Origin of the sequence: uncultured Streptococcus sp. (genome assembly GCF_963536705.1) — a bacterium.
GTDB lineage: Bacteria > Bacillota > Bacilli > Lactobacillales > Streptococcaceae > Streptococcus.
In genome coordinates this window covers 42310-60426 of record NZ_CAUTAP010000013.1, presented here as the reverse complement: position 1 = coordinate 60426, position 18117 = coordinate 42310, and the positions used below count along the sequence as shown (strand labels likewise).

The window sequence follows — 18117 nt, the reverse complement described above, 5'->3', positions numbered from 1 at the left end:
GCCTAAACCAAAATTTTGATTACATTTGTAAATTTATTTTAAAAAATTATGTAAAATCTATTGACAAATAAATTCTGTCATGATAAAATTACAACTGTAAACAAAAAAGTTTACGTAAATTTAATCAGAAGGTATGAATACAGCCAGAAGGCAATTATTTTTGGGAGGATTATAAATTATGTAAAATTATCTTCGTCTGAAAGAGATTTGATTCACTCATAAAAGTAGAGACTGACTCAGTTTTAATTTTTGGAAATCGAATAAGTTATGTAAAATAATAGATAGGAGAAAATCTCCCAAATGAATATTTATAGTAGATAAGGAAGAGATTTCTTATCTGAAATTTGGTAAAAATAAAAATTATGTAAAGCGAAAAATGAAGAAAAGTGAGGCAATGCTATGAACAACAACTACAACAATTTTAACAATATGGACGACCTTTTCAACCAACTCATGGGGCGCATGGGTGGCTACAACAGCGAACACCGGCGCTACTTGATTAATGGTAGAGAGGTCACACCGGAAGAGTTTGCTCAGTACCGGGCTACTGGCAAGCTCCCTGGTCAAGGAGCAGGTGAGCAGACTAGCCAGACTGCTGCTCAAGGACCTAAGCAGGATGGTATGCTGGCTAAGCTAGGTCGCAATCTGACTCAGGAAGCTCGTGATGGTAAGTTAGATCCAGTCATTGGGCGCAATAAGGAAATCCAAGAAACTGCTGAAATCCTTTCCCGCCGGACTAAGAATAATCCTGTATTAGTCGGAGATGCCGGAGTTGGTAAGACAGCTGTCGTAGAAGGATTGGCTCAGGCTATCGTCAATGGTGATGTGCCAGCAGCCATCAAGAACAAGGAAATTATTTCTGTTGATATTTCTGGTCTGGAAGCTGGTACTCAATATCGTGGTAGCTTTGAAGAAAATATCCAAAACTTAGTCAATGAAGTCAAGGAAGCCGGCAACATTATCCTCTTCTTTGATGAAATCCATCAAATCCTAGGAGCAGGATCTATCGGTGGAGACAGCGGCTCTAAGGGCATGGCTGATATTCTCAAACCAGCACTTTCTCGGGGTGAGCTGACCGTCATCGGGGCTACTACACAGGACGAGTACCGTAACACCATTCTCAAAAATGCAGCTCTGGCTCGTCGTTTCAATGAAGTCAAAGTCAATGCTCCGTCTGCCGAAGATACCTATCAGATCCTTCGAGGCATTCGGGATTTGTATGAAAAGCACCACAATGTCATCCTGCCGGATGAAGTGCTGAAAGCGGCTGTGGACTACTCTGTTCAGTATATTCCACAACGGAGCCTGCCAGACAAGGCGATTGACCTGGTCGACGTGACTGCTGCCCACCTGGCAGCCCAGCATCCAGTTACCGATGTTCATGCGGTTGAACATGAGATTGCTGAGCAAAAAGACAAGCAGGAAGCAGCTGTTGAAAAAGAAGATTATGAAGCAGCTCTGAATGCCAAGACTCGCATTGAAGAGCTTGAAAAGAAAATTCAAAACCACACCGAGGATATGAAGGTGACGGCTACGGTCAATGATGTAGCAGAGTCTGTTGAGCGGATGACGGGAGTGCCGGTATCTCAAATGGGAGCCAGCGACATTGAGCGCCTCAAGGGCATGAATGACCGTCTCAAAGCCAAGGTTATTGGTCAAGCCAAGGCTGTAGAAGCTGTGGCTAGGGCTATCCGCCGAAACCGTGCAGGCTTTGATGAAGGCAACCGTCCAATCGGAAGCTTCCTCTTTGTTGGTCCGACAGGTGTCGGCAAGACTGAGCTGGCTAAGCAACTGGCTCTGGATATGTTCGGTACCAAGGAAGCGATTATCCGTCTGGATATGTCAGAATACTCCGACCGGACTGCCGTTTCCAAGCTGATTGGTACCACTGCGGGCTATGTCGGCTATGATGATAACAGCAATACCTTGACTGAGCGCGTGCGCCGCAATCCTTACTCTATCATTCTCTTGGATGAGATTGAAAAGGCGGATCCACAAGTGATTACCCTTCTCCTTCAAGTTCTGGATGACGGTCGTTTGACAGATGGTCAAGGGAATACAGTCAACTTCAAGAATACGGTTATTATTGCGACTTCCAATGCCGGATTTGGCTACGAAGCAGGCTTGGAAGAGGATGCAGAAAAGCCTGATCTGATGGACCGACTCAAAGCTTATTTCCGTCCAGAATTCCTCAATCGTTTCAACGCAGTTATTGAGTTCTCTCATCTCAAGAAAGAAGATTTGATGGAGATTGTTAACCTCATGCTGATCGAAGTAAATCAAACCTTGAGCAAGAAAGAAATTGATCTGGCTGTATCCGATTCAGCAAAAGAATTCCTGCGCGATGCTGGTTATGACCAAGTCATGGGTGTTCGTCCGCTCCGTCGTGTCATCGAGCAGCAAATTCGTGACAAGGTGACTGACTTCCACTTGGATAATCTAGATGCTAAGCACTTGACGGCCGATTTGGAAGATGGTGTCTTGGTTATCAAGGAAAAGGGTGCTGCCGCATCTGAAGAAGACAAGCAGGCAGAATAAAGCTTACTAAGTCAACTAACTTTTCAAAGACCTCCTTCTTAGATGAAGGCAGGTCTTTTTTGTTAAGTAGGAATTACAAATTACTTTCTGTGAATAAATTAGTATCTATCCCAACATCTCAACTTGACTCTCCTTAATAGAACCTAAAAGCAAGCAACTTTATAAAGCCAGTATATTAGCCTATCAGGGGGATCAGCTTTATGCAGAAGGATTTAAAACAAGAGAGATGAATAATTTTTGACGAAAGCAGATTGCTATGAAACAGTCCATAACTACACTTAAACACAATGTCATTATCTTTGCTACTCTCAGCACTCTAAGCGGCTGGGTTGGTTATGTTGTTGATAAATTAACCGGTCAGGCTCATTACGAAAATATAGAAACAGAGATAGGAAGTGGCTCTTTAGGGATGCTGATTTGGCTGGTAACTACGTTAACCTGTACCATCTTTCTTCGAAGCTTTGGCAGAGACGGCTGGAAATAGGCAGGGTTTTCCATTCATTTTAAAAATAACAAAAAATTATACCTTGTTAATTTTTTAGTCTACCCTCTTGTTATGATGATAGTGATACTCTTGGGACTGATGACACAAGGCATCAGAGTGACAGATGTGAAGGTTGAGTTCATGGCCTATCTTGGAATCTTGCTCACACAGATAGGGACTCAATTCATAAAAAATATTTTTGAAGAATCCGTTTGGAGGGCATATCTTACCAATCAATTAATCAAATTAAAATTATCTGACTTAAAACTATATCTACTTGTTGGTTTTATCTGGTGGATTTGGCATCTGCCTTACATTATGAAGCTTCTGTCTGAGAGAGAAATCCAAAATACCTTACCAGTTGGGAGGCTTACATTCTTCCTTATCGGGATGATAACTGTTGCATGCTGGACGGTTATGTATACAGAGATTTTTAGAATTACTAAGTCAGTATGGCCGCTAGTAATTATGCACACTATGGAGGATGCGGTTATAAATCCTTTACTATTACTAGGATTTGTCACTGTGGAAAAAATCAAGCTTTCCTCTTCTCGCTATCAGTGGGGATGATTCCGACTATTCTTTATCTACTCGTCGGCCTAGCTATACGGAAATGGAGAAAAAAACAGGAGTATAGAAAGGCGAGCTAACAGAGTAATAAAAGACGATAATGTTAATTCTTTTTTCTACCTTAATAGAGGTAAAAGGCTCTCATAAGTCTATAAAAGTGGGAAAAGTTGACATTTTAATGACTTGTGTTCTAATTTTTTTGTACATTTTCAAGTTTTTATATATGTAAATGTCAGAAAAAAGTGTATAATGGATTAGTAAATTAAATTTTAGGAGAGGATTTAATTATGAAAAAGTTGGATATTACAACCATGCCCGACTATAGGAAAGTCGAGGCTGTTGTTCAGTTGTTAGTTAATGGAACCTTAACTAGTTATCGAATTGCGACGGATGCAAACATCAGCAAGATGAGTATCCTGACCTTAACTAAAGGAACCAGCAAAATTAAGAACATTACTTATCAAACTGCGATGGCCTTAATTAATTGGTATGAAGAAAACCATGAAAAATATGGCATCACTATTCATCAAAAGGCCGCAGGATAGTCTAAAACTATGATGTAGCTCAACCCTAACCCAGCTAACCATTTGGATAGCTGGGTTTTTCTATGCCTCTTAATGAGACAAGCCGTGGGCGCAGTCGAATTTAGAGGCATTGATGCAGACTGAGCGCAAGCGAAGTCTAGGTTCCGCTAAAACTTAATGGAACAAGTTTGAAGCTCAATTGAACTTAAGAGCAGCAATGCTCACTTTCTTACTTTTTTCTGTCCTTATGGGCAGATTTTTTTGACAGTCCAAGAGTGAACAGTCACTTGTGTAATTCTTGGTCTTTTTGTTACCGTTTTCAAGATTTATAATAAATCTATAAGAATAAGAAAAATAAAGGGGAGTTACCATGAATATCCTTCTTAATATTCTAAATTGGTTCTCGCAGAACATTCTGCAAAATCCAGCTTTCTTCGTCGGCCTTTTGGTGCTAATCGGTTATGCACTGCTTAAGAAACCAGCCCACGATGTGTTCGCTGGCTTCATTAAAGCAACAGTCGGCTATTTGATTCTTAATGCCGGAGCAGCCGGTCTGGTGAATACTTTCCGGCCAATTCTGGCAGCCCTGAACTTTAAGTTCAAAATCGGGGCGGCGGTCATTGATCCTTACTTTGGATTGACAGCGGCGAATACAAAGATTGCGGAAGAGTTTCCAAACTTTGTCGGAACAGCTACAACAGCGCTCTTGATTGGCTTTGGCTTCAACATCCTACTAGTAGCTTTCCGTAAGGTCACTAAGATTCGGACTCTCTTCATCACTGGTCACATCATGGTTCAGCAGGCTGCTACTGTATCATTGATGGTGCTCTTGCTGGTACCGCAGCTGCGCAATAGCTGGGGAACCTTGGCTATCGGCCTCATCTGTGGTCTCTACTGGGCTGTCAGTTCCAATATGACTGTCGAAGCGACTCAGCGCTTGACTGGCGGTGGTGGTTTCGCCATCGGTCACCAGCAGCAATTTGCCATCTGGTTCGTTGATAAGGTTGCGCCTTTCTTTGGTAAAAAAGAAGAAAATCTGGACAATCTGAAGCTGCCTAAGTTCCTGTCTATCTTCCATGATACAGTCGTTGCTTCTGCAACTTTGATGCTAGTTTTCTTCGGTGCTATTCTCTTAGTCTTGGGACCAGATGTTATGGCCAACAAAGAAGTTATCACGACTGGTACACCATTTGACCCTGCTAAGCAAGACTTCTATATGTATATCATGCAGACAGCCTTTACTTTCTCTGTCTATCTCTTCATCCTCATGCAAGGGGTGCGCATGTTCGTATCAGAACTGACTAATGCCTTTCAAGGTATTTCAAGCAAGCTCTTGCCAGGTTCCTTCCCTGCGGTGGATGTGGCAGCGTCTTATGGATTTGGCTCACCAAATGCCGTTCTTTCTGGCTTTGCCTTTGGTTTGGTTGGCCAGCTGATTACCATTGTACTATTGATTGTTTTCAAAAATCCAATCCTGATTATCACTGGTTTCGTTCCTGTCTTCTTTGACAATGCAGCGATTGCAGTCTATGCCGATAAACGTGGTGGCTGGAAAGCAGCCCTTGTCCTATCATTTATTTCAGGTGTGCTGCAGGTAGCCCTTGGTGCTCTCTGTGTGGCTCTGCTAGGCTTGGCTTCTTATGGCGGATATCACGGTAATATCGACTTTGAAATTCCGTGGTTAGGCTTTGGCTACATCTTCAAATATCTGGGTATTATCGGTTATGCTCTGGTTTGCTTCTTCTTCTTGCTCATTCCTCAGCTGCAATTCGCTAGAGCTAAGGATAAGGAAGCCTACTATCAAGGTCAGGTACAGGCAGAAGACTAAACTTCTATGATTATAAAATAAGATTTCGGAGGAAACTAAAATGGTTAAAGTATTAACAGCATGCGGAAACGGCATGGGATCATCTATGGTGATTAAAATGAAAGTGGAAAATGCGCTGCGTAATTTGGGACAGACAGACTTCACAGTCAACTCCTGCAGTGTCGGGGAGGCTAAAAGTTTAGCTTCAGGCTACGATATCGTGATTGCTTCTCTGCATTTAATCAATGAATTGGAAGGCCGCACCAATGGGAAATTAATCGGCTTGGACAACCTGATGGATGATAAGGAAATCACTGAAAAATTAAGTCAGGTATTGTAAGAATTTCTATCTATGAAGATGGGTTCTCAGTTAGGGTAGGGTGGTTAGGCTGCCCCACCTTCCTATTATTGTCTATTGTGAGATTGCGCAGGGGCTAAAATTCTGGAAAGTATTGAAGATGCCCCTTGTATCTAATGAAAGGAAGAGAAATGAATTTAAAACAAGCATTGACAGACAACAAATCCATTCGTTTAGGTCTTTCAGCCGAGACTTGGCAGGAAGCAGTCAAGCTATCAGTAGAGCCCTTGATTGAGAGCGGAGCTGTTCAGCCTCAGTACTACGATGCCATCGTCGAGTCGACAGAAGAATATGGACCTTATTACATTCTCATGCCAGGCATGGCTATGCCTCATGCCAGACCAGAAGCAGGGGTTAATCGCGACGCCTTCTCCCTGATTACACTGACAGAACCAGTCACTTTTTCAGATGGCAAGGAGGTTAGTATTCTGCTTTCTTTGGCGGCTACCAGTTCCAAGATTCATACCAGCGTGGCCATTCCGCAGATTATTGCTCTGTTTGAGTTGGAAAATTCCATTGAGCGCCTCAAGGCTTGCCAATCAGAAGAAGAAGTGCTGGCTCTGATAGAGGAATCCAAGGACAGCCCTTACTTGCAGGGTCTGGATTTAGATTCCTAATGCATGCTTAGAGATAATTGATTGCAACTGAAACTAAGAAATGAGGTAAAAAGATGTCAAAACAGATTCCAAATTTACAGGTGGCGTTGGACCATTCAGATTTGCAGGGAGCTATCAAGGCTGCTGTCTCTGTCGGTCATGAAGTGGATGTGATTGAGGCAGGAACGGTTTGTCTCCTGCAAGTGGGAAGCGAGCTCGTCGAAGTGCTCCGCAGTCTTTTTCCAGAGAAAGTCATCGTAGCTGACACCAAGTGTGCGGATGCCGGCGGAACGGTAGCTAAGAACAATGCGGTACGCGGCGCAGACTGGATGACCTGTATCTGCTCAGCAACCATTCCAACCATGAAGGCAGCCTTGAAAGCTATTCAGGAAGAGCGCGGCCAACGTGGGGAAATTCAGGTCGAACTCTACGGAGACTGGACTTATGAACAAGCTCAGACTTGGCTGGATGCCGGTATTTCGCAGGCCATTTACCATCAATCCCGCGATGCTCTTTTGGCTGGGGAAACTTGGGGAGAAAAGGATCTTAATAAAGTCAAGAAACTGATTGAGATGGGCTTCCGCGTATCAGTGACAGGCGGTCTGAATATTGATACGCTCAAACTCTTTGAAGGAGTTGATGTCTTCACCTTCATTGCTGGACGCGGTATTACTGAAGCTGAAGATCCAGCTGCTGCTGCGCGGGCCTTTAAAGATGAAATCAAGCGAATTTGGGGGTAGGCCATGGCACGTCCAATTGGAATTTATGAAAAGGCAACACCCAAGCATTTTTCTTGGAGCGAGCGTTTAGCTTTTGCCAAAGAACTAGGCTTTGACTTTGTTGAAATGTCGGTGGATGAAAGCGATGCTCGCTTAGCGCGCTTGGAATGGAGTAAGGAAGAACGCTTTGAAGTGGTCAAGGCCGTTTATGAAACGGGTGTCCGCATTCCGACTATCTGCTTTTCTGGGCACCGCCGCTATCCACTAGGATCAAACGATCCAGCCCTCGAAGCCAAGTCGCTGGAAACCATGAAGCAATGTATCGAGTTGGCTCAGGACTTGGGAGTACGGGTCATTCAGCTAGCAGGCTACGATGTTTATTATGAGGAGAAATCTCCTGCAACTCGTGCTCGCTTCCTGAAAAACCTCCGTCAAGCTTGTGATTGGGCGGAGCAGGCTCAGGTCATGCTGGCGATTGAGATTATGGATGATCCTTTTATCAACAGCATTGAGAAATATCTGGCTGTCGCGAAAGAAATCAATTCGCCTTATCTCTTTGTCTATCCGGATACGGGCAATGTCTCTGCTTGGCACAATGACCTTTACAGCGAGTTTCTGCTGGGCCATCAAGCCATTGCAGCCCTGCATTTGAAAGATACCTATGCCGTGACCGAGCAGTCCAAGGGGCAATTCCGCGATGTGCCTTTTGGTCAAGGTTGTGTCAACTGGGAAGATACTTTCAGAATTTTAAAAGAAACCAATTATCAAGGGCCATTTTTGATTGAAATGTGGTCTGAAAATTGTCCAACGGTAGAGGAAACCAAGGCGGCTATCAAAGAAGCCCAAGATTTCCTTTATCCACTCATTGAGAAAGCGGGGTTAAACTAATGCTGTTACCAGAATTAAGAGAGCGCGTTTACAAGGCTAATTGTGACCTACCAAAACATGGCTTGGTTAAGTTTACTTGGGGAAATGTCTCTGCGGTGGACCGCGAAGCGGGCTTGATTGTCATCAAACCGAGCGGTGTGGACTACGATAAGCTCAGTCCGGAAAATATGGTTGTGGTCGACTTGGATGGCAATATCGTTGAAGGCGACCTCAATCCGTCATCTGACTTGGCTACCCACGTGGAGCTCTACAAGGCTTTCCCAAAAGTCGGTGGCGTTGTTCACACGCACTCAACGGAAGCGGTTGGCTGGGCACAGGCTGGGCGCGATATTCCATTTTACGGAACGACGCATGCGGATTATTTCTACGGTCCCATTCCAGCGGCACGTTCATTGACAGAAAGCGAAATCAACACGGCCTACGAAAAAGAAACAGGCACCGTGATTATTGAAACCTTCCGCGAGCGCGACATTGACCCCATGGCAGTGCCAGGTGTCACTGTGCGCAACCACGGTCCCTTTACTTGGGGCAAGACGCCAGAAGCTGCGGTTTACCACAGCGTTGTCTTGGAAGAAGTTGCCAAAATGGCGCGCTTCACCGAGCAAATCAAACCCGATGTCAAAGAAGCACCAAAATACCTCATGGACAAGCACTACCTCCGCAAACACGGACCGAACGCTTACTATGGGCAAAAAGGCGCTAGTCATTAAAAAAACAAAGAGCAGTCCCAGGGATTGCTTTTTTGTGTTGGTTTTAAGTGGCATCTTGATTTTTAAAGTGGTATAATAAATGCAATTTGATGAGTTAGAAAGAACAAAATGACAAAAAAAGTAACAATCAATGATATTGCTAGCTTGGTTGGGGTGTCCAAGGCGACGATTTCCTATTACTTAAATGGAAATATGCGGAAAATGTCTTTGGAGACGAGGGAGAAAATCCGGCTGGCCATTGAAGAAACGGGCTATCAACCCAACAAAATGGCGCAGAGTTTGGTGACCAGAGACACCAAGACGATTGGCGTTGTGATTGCGGATATCACCAACCCCTTCATTTCCTCAGTTATCAAAGGGATTCATGACACTTGCAAGAAATACGGCTACACGGTTAACTTTACCAATTCGGACAATGACCAGCTGATTGAGCAGGAAAATATCGAGCGGCTTCAGCAGCAGAATGTCTCAGGGATTATTCTCGATACGGTGGATGCCAATTCGCTCCTGATTCAAAAGCTGAGTAAGAAGCGGACGGTTCTAGTGGACAGGCAATCGAGAGAAGTGACGCTGGACACGGTTGTATCTAATAATCGTAACTCGACCAAGGCTTTTCTGGCAGAAATGAAGAAGGCAGGCTATGAAGACATTTACTTTGTCACCTTTCCGATTGAGGGGATTTCGACGCGGGAAATGCGTTATCAGGGCTTTAAAGAAGAGGTTTCGGCTGACCCAGAGAAACTTTTGGTTTTGGGACAAGACGGGACAGCTCAAAAAATTCTTCAGTTGATTGAGCAAAGGCAAGAAAAAATCGCTTTTTTCACCATGAACGGCCCAGCCCTGCTTGATTTTATGAAAATCTTGAACAAGACCGACTACAGCTATCCCCGTGATTTTGGTCTGGGTTCCTACGAGGATTTGGAATGGATGGAGGTTTTAAATCCGAATGTGTCCTGTATTCGCCAAGATTCTTATAAAATTGGTCAAGTGGCAGCAGAACATCTAATCAAAAAATTAAGAGGAGAGCTAGCGGCGGAACCTGCTCAACTCCTTGTAGTTCCTAGCTTTACAGTTCTTAGAAGCTCTTTTTAGAAATGAAGTATTCGCGCGAGTGGATACTTTTTTTAAAATATTTTTTGAAACCGCTTGCAACTCTAAAGAGAATAGTGTATACTATAACAGTAGAAAAGTGAAACGGTTAACCATAAATTAAAGCATTATTTTATAAGGGAAACGTAGTTCACTTTTATTTTTTGAAAATAAGTTAACCGCTTCGCCCAGAGTTTGAAAATAATTTCGCAGTGAAAGGTTGATTGCTCGTCTAGAAAGGAGACCTAGTGAATAGTAAAACAATATTAAGCGACCCCTTGGATGCCTGCTATGCCGTTGCAAGGTTGACCGATAGCGCTAACGACTATCTTTTGGTGGCTTCGGAGACCGAAAATGCCTGCTTGGCCTATGATGTCAATCGCGATTTCGCAAGGACGGTGGTTTGGAGCGAGGTTGGTGGCACCATGTCCATTATCCAAGTGCCAGGGACGCTGGATTTCTTGGCAACCCAGCGCTTTTATCCCGGTTTTGATGCTAAGGATTGCTGGATTGTTCACGGACAGTTCGAGGGCGAGGGCAAGTGGACAATCACGGAAGTGGGGGCTTTTCCTTATCTGCATCGCTTTGATTTAGTTGACAATGAGCGTGGAGCTATTCTTTTTATCGGTTGTACGATTGCCAATTCCAAGCAGTTTGTCGAGGACTGGTCGGATGACGGGAAAATTTTTGTCGGTCATTTTGATAAACAGGTAAGGCAGCTGACAAATGTAGAAGAATTGCCACTTCGGCTCAAGAAAAATCACGGTTACTATCCTGTTCACGCGGAGCATTACTCGCTTATCACAGCGGTGGAAGGGATTTATCGTTTGGACTATCCGCAGGGTGCGTCTGACTGGACTTTGACCCAGCTCTTTGATGAAGAAACGAGCGATATTGTGCAGTTGGACATGGACGGTGACGGTCGTCTGGAAAATATGATTATCCAGGCTTTCCATGGCGATAGCTTGCGAATTTTGTCAGAAGATTTTAAGGAGGAATTATTTGCCTATCCAGAAGCGACGCCTTTTGGGCACGCTATCTGGTCGGGGACTTTACTCGGTCAGCCAACCTTTGTCTTTGGCTGGCGCTCAGGGAAGAAGCACTTGCTTGCTTTTACCTATGAAAATGGACGTTTTCTGGAACACATGATTGCTCCAGAAGTTGCTTCTAGCAACTGTTTGGCTTTTGAAAAAGCTGGAAAATCCTATATCTTTTCGGCGAATAATGGGAAAAATACAGTTGCTCTTTACGAACTACAAAAGGAGGAAAAGAATGCCTAAGAAGAAAGTTCTTGTGACGGGAATTGTGCCTAAGGAAGGCTTGGTCAAGCTAATGGAAAAGTACGATGTGACCTACTCAGACGGGGAGTCGTTTTCACGCGACTATGTGCTGGAACACTTGCCTGAGTACGACGCTTGGCTCTTAATGGGGCAAAAAGGGGACAAGGAAATGATCGATGCGGGGAAAAACTTGCAAATCATCTCTCTTAATGCGGTTGGTTTTGACCATGTGGACATCGAATACGCCAAACAAAAAGGGATTGTGGTCTCCAATTCGCCGCAAGCTGTGCGGGTACCGACAGCTGAAATGACTTTTGCCCTTCTCTTAGCCGCTACCAAACGTTTAGCCTTCTATGACAAGATTGTCCGTACAGGAAACTGGATTGACCCGAGCGAAAGACGCTATCAAGGGCTGACACTTGAGGGCGCAACGCTTGGTATCTACGGTATGGGGCGTATTGGTTCAACTGTGGCTGGCTTCGCCAAGGCTTTTGGGATGAAAGTGCTCTATCACGACCTCTATCGATTGCCAGAGGAGAGGGAAAAAGAATTGGGCGTTAGCTATGTGGAATTTGATGATTTGGTTGAGAAGGCTGATGTCATTACCATTCATGCTCCGTCTCTACCGTCCACTCACCACAAATTTAACAAAGAAGTGTTCAAGAAAATGAAGAACAGAAGCTATCTAATCAATGCAGCGCGTGGTCCGATTGTGTCTGAAGAAGACTTGATTGAAGCGCTTAAAACTGGAGAGATAGCGGGAGCTGGTTTGGATGTCTTTGAGTTTGAGCCAGAAGTTTCTGAAGAGCTTCGCGCTTTGGACAATGTTATCATGGCGCCGCATGCAGGAACGGGAACGATTGAAGGTCGCCGTACCTTGGCAGCAGAAGCCGCAGCGAATATTCTTTCCTTCTTCGAAGGGAACCCTGTCAATGTCGTAAACAAATAAAATAAAGGAAAAAGGGTAAAACTATGCTAGAAGCCTTACAAAAATTTTTCGATGTTTTTGGTGCAACAATCGTTGTACCAGTAATGATTTTTATTGTTAGTCTGTTCTTGAAAGTCAGTCCCAAGCGCGCTTTTTTCAGTGCCCTGCGCGCGGGGGTTGGTTTGACAGGATTTGGCTGGGTCATCTCTGCTTTTACACCGCTGGTAACCAAGTACATCCAGCAAATGGTTGACACGGCAGGGCTCAATTTGCCTATCGTTGACATCGGTTGGCAAACGGGTTCTCTGACTGCCTTCTCTTCTTCAATTGGTCTGTCCTTCTTCGTTTTTGGTCTGCTGATTGAGTTGCTTCTTTTCCTTTTTGGGATTACGCGGGTCTTTGTACCGTCCAATCTCTGGAATAACTTCGGTTACATGATTTGGGGAACCATGGCTTATGCGGCAACAGGAAACTTTATCCTCTCCTTTGCTTTCATGGTCTTTGTCCTTCTTTACTCACTGATTATGTCAGAAGTGGTAGCAGAGCGCTGGTCAGAATACTACGGAGTCAAAAATGCAACAATCAACTCTATTCACAATATCGAAACCTTGATTCCAGCCTTAGTATTGGATCCGCTGTGGAACCTTATCGGTATTAACAAGGTCAAACTCAATCCAGAATCGCTGAAAACCAAGCTGGGAATTTTCGGAGAACCCATGACTCTCGGTTTCTTGCTGGGGATGATTATCGGGATTCTCGGTAGCTTGAAAAATCTGGCGAGTTTGGAAGTCTGGGGTGGCATTCTAGGTTTTGCCATGTCACTTGCAGCCGTTATGACCATTTTCCCCTTGATTACAGGCGTCTTTGCAAGCGCTTTCGGACCTCTGGCTGAAGCGGTCGAAAAGAACAAGAAAAAAGAAAGCGAAGAAGAAGACGGACTGGCAGACAAGAAACGCTGGTTTATCGCAGTGGATGACGGAGTTGGTTTTGGTGAACCTGCCACTATCATTGCGGGGCTCATTCTGGTGCCAATCATGGTCTTGATTTCCTTGATTTTGCCGGGCAACCGCGCGCTTCCAGTCGTTGACTTGATTGCTATTCCCTTTATGATTGAAGCCATGATTGCCGTATCAAAAGGAAATATCCTCAAGGCGATCCTAAACGGAATCGTTTGGTTTTCACTGGGACTTTATGCGGCCAGCGCCCTCGGTCCAATTTATACGGAAGCTGTGCAGCAATATGGAGCGGTCTTGCCAGCAGGAGTGGTCTTGATTATGAGTTTCAATCTTTTGGCTCACCCTTTGACGGCTCTCGTCTTCTTTGCTTGGATTTCGGGCAATCCGCTTTGGATTGGCGTGACGATTGCTGTTTACCTAGTGTCTCTTTTCTTCCTACGGACAAAACGCGAGTCTATCTACGCTTATTTGCGGAAAATGGCAGATAAAAATAGTGGCTTTGAAGGAAGTAAAGAAAAGATTATGATTAGCGAAGACTAATGAATGACAGATTTGAATTTGGAGGACTGTATCATGAAGAAAATTGACGGACATGCACATATTTTAAATACCATTGCTGGTTTTAACGGCAAGGGCAGACTGAATGCTCTGGGCAATGGCTATGCCATTTGGGACGACGGCGAATTGATTAAGCTCATTCCAGACGGCTATGGCGACAAGGACTTTACAGCAGAGGCTTTCTTGAAGTACATGGATGCCAATGATATTGAGAAAGCGGTGATTTTGCAAGGACACTTGAATGGCTATCAAAACTACTATACTCATCTGGCGATTAAGCGCTACCCAGACCGCTTTACAGGCGCATTTTCGGTGGATCCATTTGCTGAAAATGCTATGCAGATTGTTCGCCGTCATGTAGAAGAGCTGGGCTTTAGAGCACTCAAATTTGAAATCAGCCAAGGTGGTGGTATCCACGGCTATCGTGGACAAAAGACGCCTTTCCGCTTGGACAGCGACCCGCATGTCAGCTTGATTTTGAGCTACTTGCTGGATTATCCAGGCTTCGTTATCACTGTGGACTATGGCAACTTTGACCAAATCAGCCACCAGCCGGATGCTATTGCCAATCTTGCTCGTTTGCACCCAAGCCTTGACTTTGTTGTCTGCCATTTGTCATTCCCGCATGCAGATACACCAAATCGTCTGCGGGCGGAACTCAACATGTGGAAAGATTTACCAAACATCTACACAGATATTTCTGCTATCCAAGATATTGACCGTCCAGATACTTTCCCATTCCCTAAATCTGAAAAGAATGTTCGGATTGCTAAGGAAGTGCTGGGAGCGAAGCGCATCATCTGGGGCACAGATTCGCCTTGGTCAGCTACTTTTAACACTTATGAAGAGTTGGCAACTTGGCTGGAGCACGTGGATATTTTCACGCCAGAAGAGCTAGAAGATGTCCTCTACAATAATGCAGAGCGCGTTTACTTTAAGCCGTCGGCTGTTCAAGCAAACCGTGAAGCGGTTGATGCAGCGACTAAGGAATTAGGCTTGTACTAAAGCCGCATGTGCTTGTTCATAAAGAAGCTGTGAGGCAATCTCAGCTTCTTTTATACTTGAAATCGGAGGAGAAAAATGAAATATTTTTTAAGTATCGATTATGGGGGCACCAATACCAAGGCAATCGTATTTGATGAAGAAGGGCGACAATTAGGGCAGTCTGCTTTTAGTACCAAGAAGATTGAGGAAAAAGCAGGCTATCGCGAAGTGGATTTGAAAGAGACCTGGCAGGGGATTCGTCAGGCTATGAGGCAAGCTGTCAAAAATGCCCAGCTTAAGGCAGAAGACATCAGCGCTCTTGCCTGTATTGGTCATGGGAAAGGCCTCTATCTGCTGGACAAAAACGGTCAGGAATTTACGCGCGGTATCTTGTCTACAGATGAGCGAGCGGTCGAGCTGGCTCAAGAATTTGAGGAACGGCTAGACGAAATCTGGGACTTGACGCACCAGCATGTTGCTGCCGTGCAAAATCCCGTTTTGCTTCGCTGGTTCAAAGAGTATGAACCAGAGATTTACCAGAATATTGGGGCAATTCTGTCGGCCAAGGACTATGTCCGCTTCAAGCTGACTGGGCGTATTCAGCAAGAGATAGGAGATGCTTCGGGCAATCACTGGATTAACTTCCAGACGGGCACTTACGACAAAAGAATTACGGCTTTCTTTGGTATTGAAGAAATGTACGAGCTTTTGGCACCCCAAGTGGACTATGCAGAGCTTGTTGGTGGCTTGACCCAAGAAGCTGCCGCAGCAACGGGACTTCTTGCAGGAACGCCTGTGGTTGGTGGGCTCTTTGATATTGATGCTTGCGCAATCGGCTCTGGCGTCTTAGACGCCAGCACTTTTAGCGTGATTTCAGGCACTTGGAATATCAATACTTATCCCAGCAAGACGGCAGTCAGCCAAGATAGCGGCTTGATGCACTCTTATTTTCCCAATCGCGATTTTTTGATAGAGGCAGGCAGCCCAACTTCGGCGGGCAATTTGGATGCTATGATAAAAATGCTGATGATGGAGGAAATCCAACATCTCAAGGCTTCAAATTCCTCTATTTACGATGTACTGGAAGTGTTTTTGCAGGAGACGGACGCTTCTTACAGCAAGATTCTCTTTTTCCCTTTTCTTTATGGCAACAATATCGGCAGAGCTGCTGAGGCTTGTTTCTTTGGTCTGACAACCCAGTCCAGCAAGTCAGAGATGATTCGGGCGGTTTATGAGGGGATTGTCTATGCGCACAAGCAGCATATCGATGATTTGCTAGCGACGGTTGAGCAAAGACCGCGCGCTTTGCGCTTGTCAGGCGGTGCGACAAATTCGCCAGCTTGGATGCAGATGTTCGCTGATATTTTAAATATCCCAGTAGAGACGGTTGAAGCGCCAGAATTGGGGGGTCTGGGCGGCGCCATTGCTTGCTTGCAAGCGGTGGATGATTTGAGCCTAGAAGAAGCTGTCGAAAAAATGGTTCGGGTCAAGGAGCGCTTTGAGCCTCAGGCTAAGGAACATGAGCTTTACCAAAGGAAATATCGCGTTTACCAAAGTTTGCTTGCAGCCATGGAGCCTGCTTGGGCAGAGCTTTGTCAGCTACGGACGACATTAGAATAGAGGGTTAGGATGAAAATAAAGCGAGAAGAATTGATTATCAACACGATTGCTTTTAAGGAAGAATTAGACAGGGGAGTCAAGCAAGAAGATTTGCTAGAAAGCGTCAAAGAGCTAGGACTTTCAAGGGTTGAAATTCGGCGAGAGTTTTTAGGGGATATTGATGTAGAGTTAAAAAACATCAGAAAAAAAGCCGACCAGCTAGGGCTGTCGCTCTTTTACAGTGTCAATGAGGATTTTGTCATAGGAGATAGGGTCAATCCGAAACTTAAGACTTTGCGGCAGGAAGCGGAGCTCTTGGGCGCTCCCTTTGTCAAATTAAACACGGGCGATGCCGGTCAGATTTCGGTGGCTTCTTTGGCAGAGTTGGCGCCTAGTTTTCAATCATCTGTCGGACTTAAGCTGGAAAATAACCAAGACTCTCTTTATGCCAGTATCAAGAATTGCCGTTTGATGATGAACAAGGTCAGCGCAGCAGACCTGCCTATTGCTTTCGTCTTTGACCTTGGCAACTGGGCTTGGCTGGGAGAAGATATAGAGCAGGCTTTTGCTAGCTTGGCAGAAGTTACCGATTACCTCCACTGCAAAAATTACCGTCATGTAAATGGTCAAGTGGAGATTGCTAGTTTATTTGAGGGTGAGTTAGATGCTCCTAGCCTCATGAAGCGCTTTAGCCATGTGCGCTATCTTGCCCTAGAATATCCGACTTCCTTGGAAAACTTAGAAGCAGACATCGCGCGGCTGCTGGAAAAATAAAACTGAGGTAGGTTCACCTACCTCAGTTTTATGGTTGATAATTGCTTTTGTCTTGGTCAGTGATTGGTCGAATGACGCGGCAAGGAACGCCAGCCGCCACAACATTAGCTGGGATGTCCTTGGTCACGACGCTCCCTGAGCCAATGACACTATTGTCTCCAATCGTCACACCTTGATTGACATGAACGCCAGCACCTAGCCAGACATTGTCGCCAATCTTAATCGGCTTGGCATAGCAAGCCCCCTGACTACGCTCCCAAGCATCCAGAGCATGATTGGACGTGTAGAGTCCGACGCGCGGTCCAAAAAGGACATTGTCACCAATCTCAATACCGCCGCCGTCCAGCATAACACAGTCAAAATTTGCATAAAAATTGTCCCCGATGCTGATATTGTAGCCGAACTCACAACGAAAAGTCGGCTCAAAATGGGCATTTTTTCCGACGGATTTAAGCACTTCTTTTAAAATAGCCTGCCGCTCGCTAGCAGGCTGTCCAAAACTGGCATTGTAGCGGTTGGTCAGAAAGACCGTTTTTTCGCGTGCTTCGACCAACTCGGGAGTCAAGTCATTGTACATGGCACCCGAAAGAATATGCTGCTGTTGTTCTTCAAGATTCATGGAGAGCTCCTTTTTTCTTTTATTATAACATGCAAGGGAGTGGGAAACAAGACTTTCCAAGTAGCTGAAAAATCCTTCATCTTTCAATTTTGTAAGCGGTTCTGATATACTAGAAAGGAAGTTTAAAGGAAAGAAA

Annotated in this window: 17 protein-coding genes; 16 read left to right on the top strand and 1 reads right to left on the bottom strand. The window is 44.8% G+C overall.

Going from position 1 to position 18117, the window contains the following annotated elements; genetic code table 11:
* Positions 1-399 precede the first annotated feature (399 nt).
* The 16 genes from RWX26_RS08330 to RWX26_RS08255 all read left to right on the top strand — a co-directional run bounded on the left by RWX26_RS08330 (position 400) and on the right by RWX26_RS08255 (position 17362).
* Positions 400-2538 (top strand): ATP-dependent Clp protease ATP-binding subunit, encoded by a 2139-nt coding sequence (locus RWX26_RS08330; protein WP_314580768.1) that lies wholly within the window; start codon positions 400-402, stop codon positions 2536-2538.
* A 583-nt stretch (positions 2539-3121) separates the two neighbouring features.
* Positions 3122-3592, top strand: a complete 471-nt coding sequence (locus RWX26_RS08325; RefSeq protein ID WP_268689189.1) for a CPBP family intramembrane glutamic endopeptidase — start codon at positions 3122-3124, stop codon at positions 3590-3592.
* 287 nt (positions 3593-3879) lie between these two features.
* The gene (locus RWX26_RS08320) at positions 3880-4137 is read left to right on the top strand and encodes a hypothetical protein (protein ID WP_002893837.1); all 258 of its coding nucleotides are present in this window, start codon (positions 3880-3882) and stop codon (positions 4135-4137) included.
* A 349-nt stretch (positions 4138-4486) separates the two neighbouring features.
* Complete coding sequence (locus RWX26_RS08315) at positions 4487-5944, top strand: PTS ascorbate transporter subunit IIC (RefSeq protein ID WP_268699421.1); 1458 nt, start codon at positions 4487-4489, stop codon at positions 5942-5944.
* 40 nt (positions 5945-5984) lie between these two features.
* Complete coding sequence (locus RWX26_RS08310; protein WP_002899074.1) at positions 5985-6263, top strand: PTS sugar transporter subunit IIB; 279 nt, start codon at positions 5985-5987, stop codon at positions 6261-6263.
* A gap of 149 nt (positions 6264-6412) precedes the next feature.
* Positions 6413-6898: a PTS sugar transporter subunit IIA gene (locus tag RWX26_RS08305; protein ID WP_032907732.1), complete on the top strand. Its 486-nt coding sequence runs from the start codon at positions 6413-6415 to the stop codon at positions 6896-6898.
* 53 nt (positions 6899-6951) lie between these two features.
* Positions 6952-7617, top strand: coding sequence for a 3-keto-L-gulonate-6-phosphate decarboxylase UlaD (locus tag RWX26_RS08300; protein WP_002927959.1), 666 nt, complete (start codon positions 6952-6954; stop codon positions 7615-7617).
* Between the two features lie 3 nt (positions 7618-7620).
* Positions 7621-8484 carry an L-ribulose-5-phosphate 3-epimerase gene (locus tag RWX26_RS08295; RefSeq protein ID WP_004193514.1) on the top strand — a complete coding sequence of 288 codons (864 nt, stop codon included), beginning with the start codon at positions 7621-7623 and terminating at the stop codon, positions 8482-8484.
* Positions 8484-9194: an L-ribulose-5-phosphate 4-epimerase gene (locus RWX26_RS08290; RefSeq protein ID WP_004193512.1), complete on the top strand. Its 711-nt coding sequence runs from the start codon at positions 8484-8486 to the stop codon at positions 9192-9194. The genes RWX26_RS08295 and RWX26_RS08290 overlap by 1 nt, the downstream gene beginning before the upstream one ends.
* Positions 9195-9302: 108 nt before the next feature.
* Positions 9303-10286, top strand: a complete 984-nt coding sequence (locus RWX26_RS08285) for a LacI family DNA-binding transcriptional regulator (RefSeq protein WP_004193510.1) — start codon at positions 9303-9305, stop codon at positions 10284-10286.
* 245 nt (positions 10287-10531) lie between these two features.
* Positions 10532-11563 carry a hypothetical protein gene (locus RWX26_RS08280; RefSeq protein WP_011837545.1) on the top strand — a complete coding sequence of 344 codons (1032 nt, stop codon included), beginning with the start codon at positions 10532-10534 and terminating at the stop codon, positions 11561-11563.
* The gene (locus RWX26_RS08275; protein WP_314580753.1) at positions 11556-12512 is read left to right on the top strand and encodes a 2-hydroxyacid dehydrogenase family protein; all 957 of its coding nucleotides are present in this window, start codon (positions 11556-11558) and stop codon (positions 12510-12512) included. Before RWX26_RS08280 ends, RWX26_RS08275 begins: the two co-directional genes overlap by 8 nt.
* A gap of 23 nt (positions 12513-12535) precedes the next feature.
* Positions 12536-13987 (top strand): PTS galactitol transporter subunit IIC, encoded by a 1452-nt coding sequence (locus tag RWX26_RS08270; protein ID WP_011837544.1) that lies wholly within the window; start codon positions 12536-12538, stop codon positions 13985-13987.
* A 33-nt stretch (positions 13988-14020) separates the two neighbouring features.
* Entirely contained in the window at positions 14021-15010 is a 990-nt protein-coding gene (locus RWX26_RS08265) for an amidohydrolase family protein (RefSeq protein ID WP_268689106.1), read from the top strand.
* A 75-nt stretch (positions 15011-15085) separates the two neighbouring features.
* A complete protein-coding gene (locus RWX26_RS08260; RefSeq protein ID WP_125407594.1) occupies positions 15086-16609 on the top strand; it encodes an FGGY-family carbohydrate kinase in 1524 nt (507 codons plus the stop codon).
* Positions 16610-16618: 9 nt separating this feature from the next.
* Positions 16619-17362: a sugar phosphate isomerase/epimerase gene (locus RWX26_RS08255; protein WP_004193500.1), complete on the top strand. Its 744-nt coding sequence runs from the start codon at positions 16619-16621 to the stop codon at positions 17360-17362.
* A 28-nt stretch (positions 17363-17390) separates the two neighbouring features.
* Here RWX26_RS08255 and RWX26_RS08250 read toward each other — a convergent pair whose 3' ends face one another.
* Positions 17391-17981 carry a sugar O-acetyltransferase gene (locus RWX26_RS08250; protein ID WP_268689105.1) on the bottom strand — a complete coding sequence of 197 codons (591 nt, stop codon included), beginning with the start codon at positions 17979-17981 and terminating at the stop codon, positions 17391-17393.
* Positions 17982-18117: the final 136 nt, after the last annotated feature.

Excerpts from the sequence above, each read along its gene's own strand:
- RWX26_RS08330 (WP_314580768.1), top strand. The coding sequence starts at position 400 with ATGAACAACAACTACAACAATTTTAACAATATGGACGACCTTTTCAAC.
- RWX26_RS08325 (WP_268689189.1), top strand. The coding sequence starts at position 3,122 with ATGACACAAGGCATCAGAGTGACAGATGTGAAGGTTGAGTTCATGGCC.
- RWX26_RS08320 (WP_002893837.1), top strand. The coding sequence starts at position 3,880 with ATGAAAAAGTTGGATATTACAACCATGCCCGACTATAGGAAAGTCGAG.
- RWX26_RS08315 (WP_268699421.1), top strand. The coding sequence starts at position 4,487 with ATGAATATCCTTCTTAATATTCTAAATTGGTTCTCGCAGAACATTCTG.
- RWX26_RS08310 (WP_002899074.1), top strand. The coding sequence starts at position 5,985 with ATGGTTAAAGTATTAACAGCATGCGGAAACGGCATGGGATCATCTATG.
- RWX26_RS08305 (WP_032907732.1), top strand. The coding sequence starts at position 6,413 with ATGAATTTAAAACAAGCATTGACAGACAACAAATCCATTCGTTTAGGT.
- RWX26_RS08300 (WP_002927959.1), top strand. The coding sequence starts at position 6,952 with ATGTCAAAACAGATTCCAAATTTACAGGTGGCGTTGGACCATTCAGAT.
- RWX26_RS08295 (WP_004193514.1), top strand. The coding sequence starts at position 7,621 with ATGGCACGTCCAATTGGAATTTATGAAAAGGCAACACCCAAGCATTTT.
- RWX26_RS08290 (WP_004193512.1), top strand. The coding sequence starts at position 8,484 with ATGCTGTTACCAGAATTAAGAGAGCGCGTTTACAAGGCTAATTGTGAC.
- RWX26_RS08285 (WP_004193510.1), top strand. The coding sequence starts at position 9,303 with ATGACAAAAAAAGTAACAATCAATGATATTGCTAGCTTGGTTGGGGTG.
- RWX26_RS08275 (WP_314580753.1), top strand. The coding sequence starts at position 11,556 with ATGCCTAAGAAGAAAGTTCTTGTGACGGGAATTGTGCCTAAGGAAGGC.
- RWX26_RS08270 (WP_011837544.1), top strand. The coding sequence starts at position 12,536 with ATGCTAGAAGCCTTACAAAAATTTTTCGATGTTTTTGGTGCAACAATC.
- RWX26_RS08265 (WP_268689106.1), top strand. The coding sequence starts at position 14,021 with ATGAAGAAAATTGACGGACATGCACATATTTTAAATACCATTGCTGGT.
- RWX26_RS08260 (WP_125407594.1), top strand. The coding sequence starts at position 15,086 with ATGAAATATTTTTTAAGTATCGATTATGGGGGCACCAATACCAAGGCA.
- RWX26_RS08255 (WP_004193500.1), top strand. The coding sequence starts at position 16,619 with ATGAAAATAAAGCGAGAAGAATTGATTATCAACACGATTGCTTTTAAG.
- RWX26_RS08250 (WP_268689105.1), bottom strand. The coding sequence starts at position 17,981 with ATGAATCTTGAAGAACAACAGCAGCATATTCTTTCGGGTGCCATGTAC.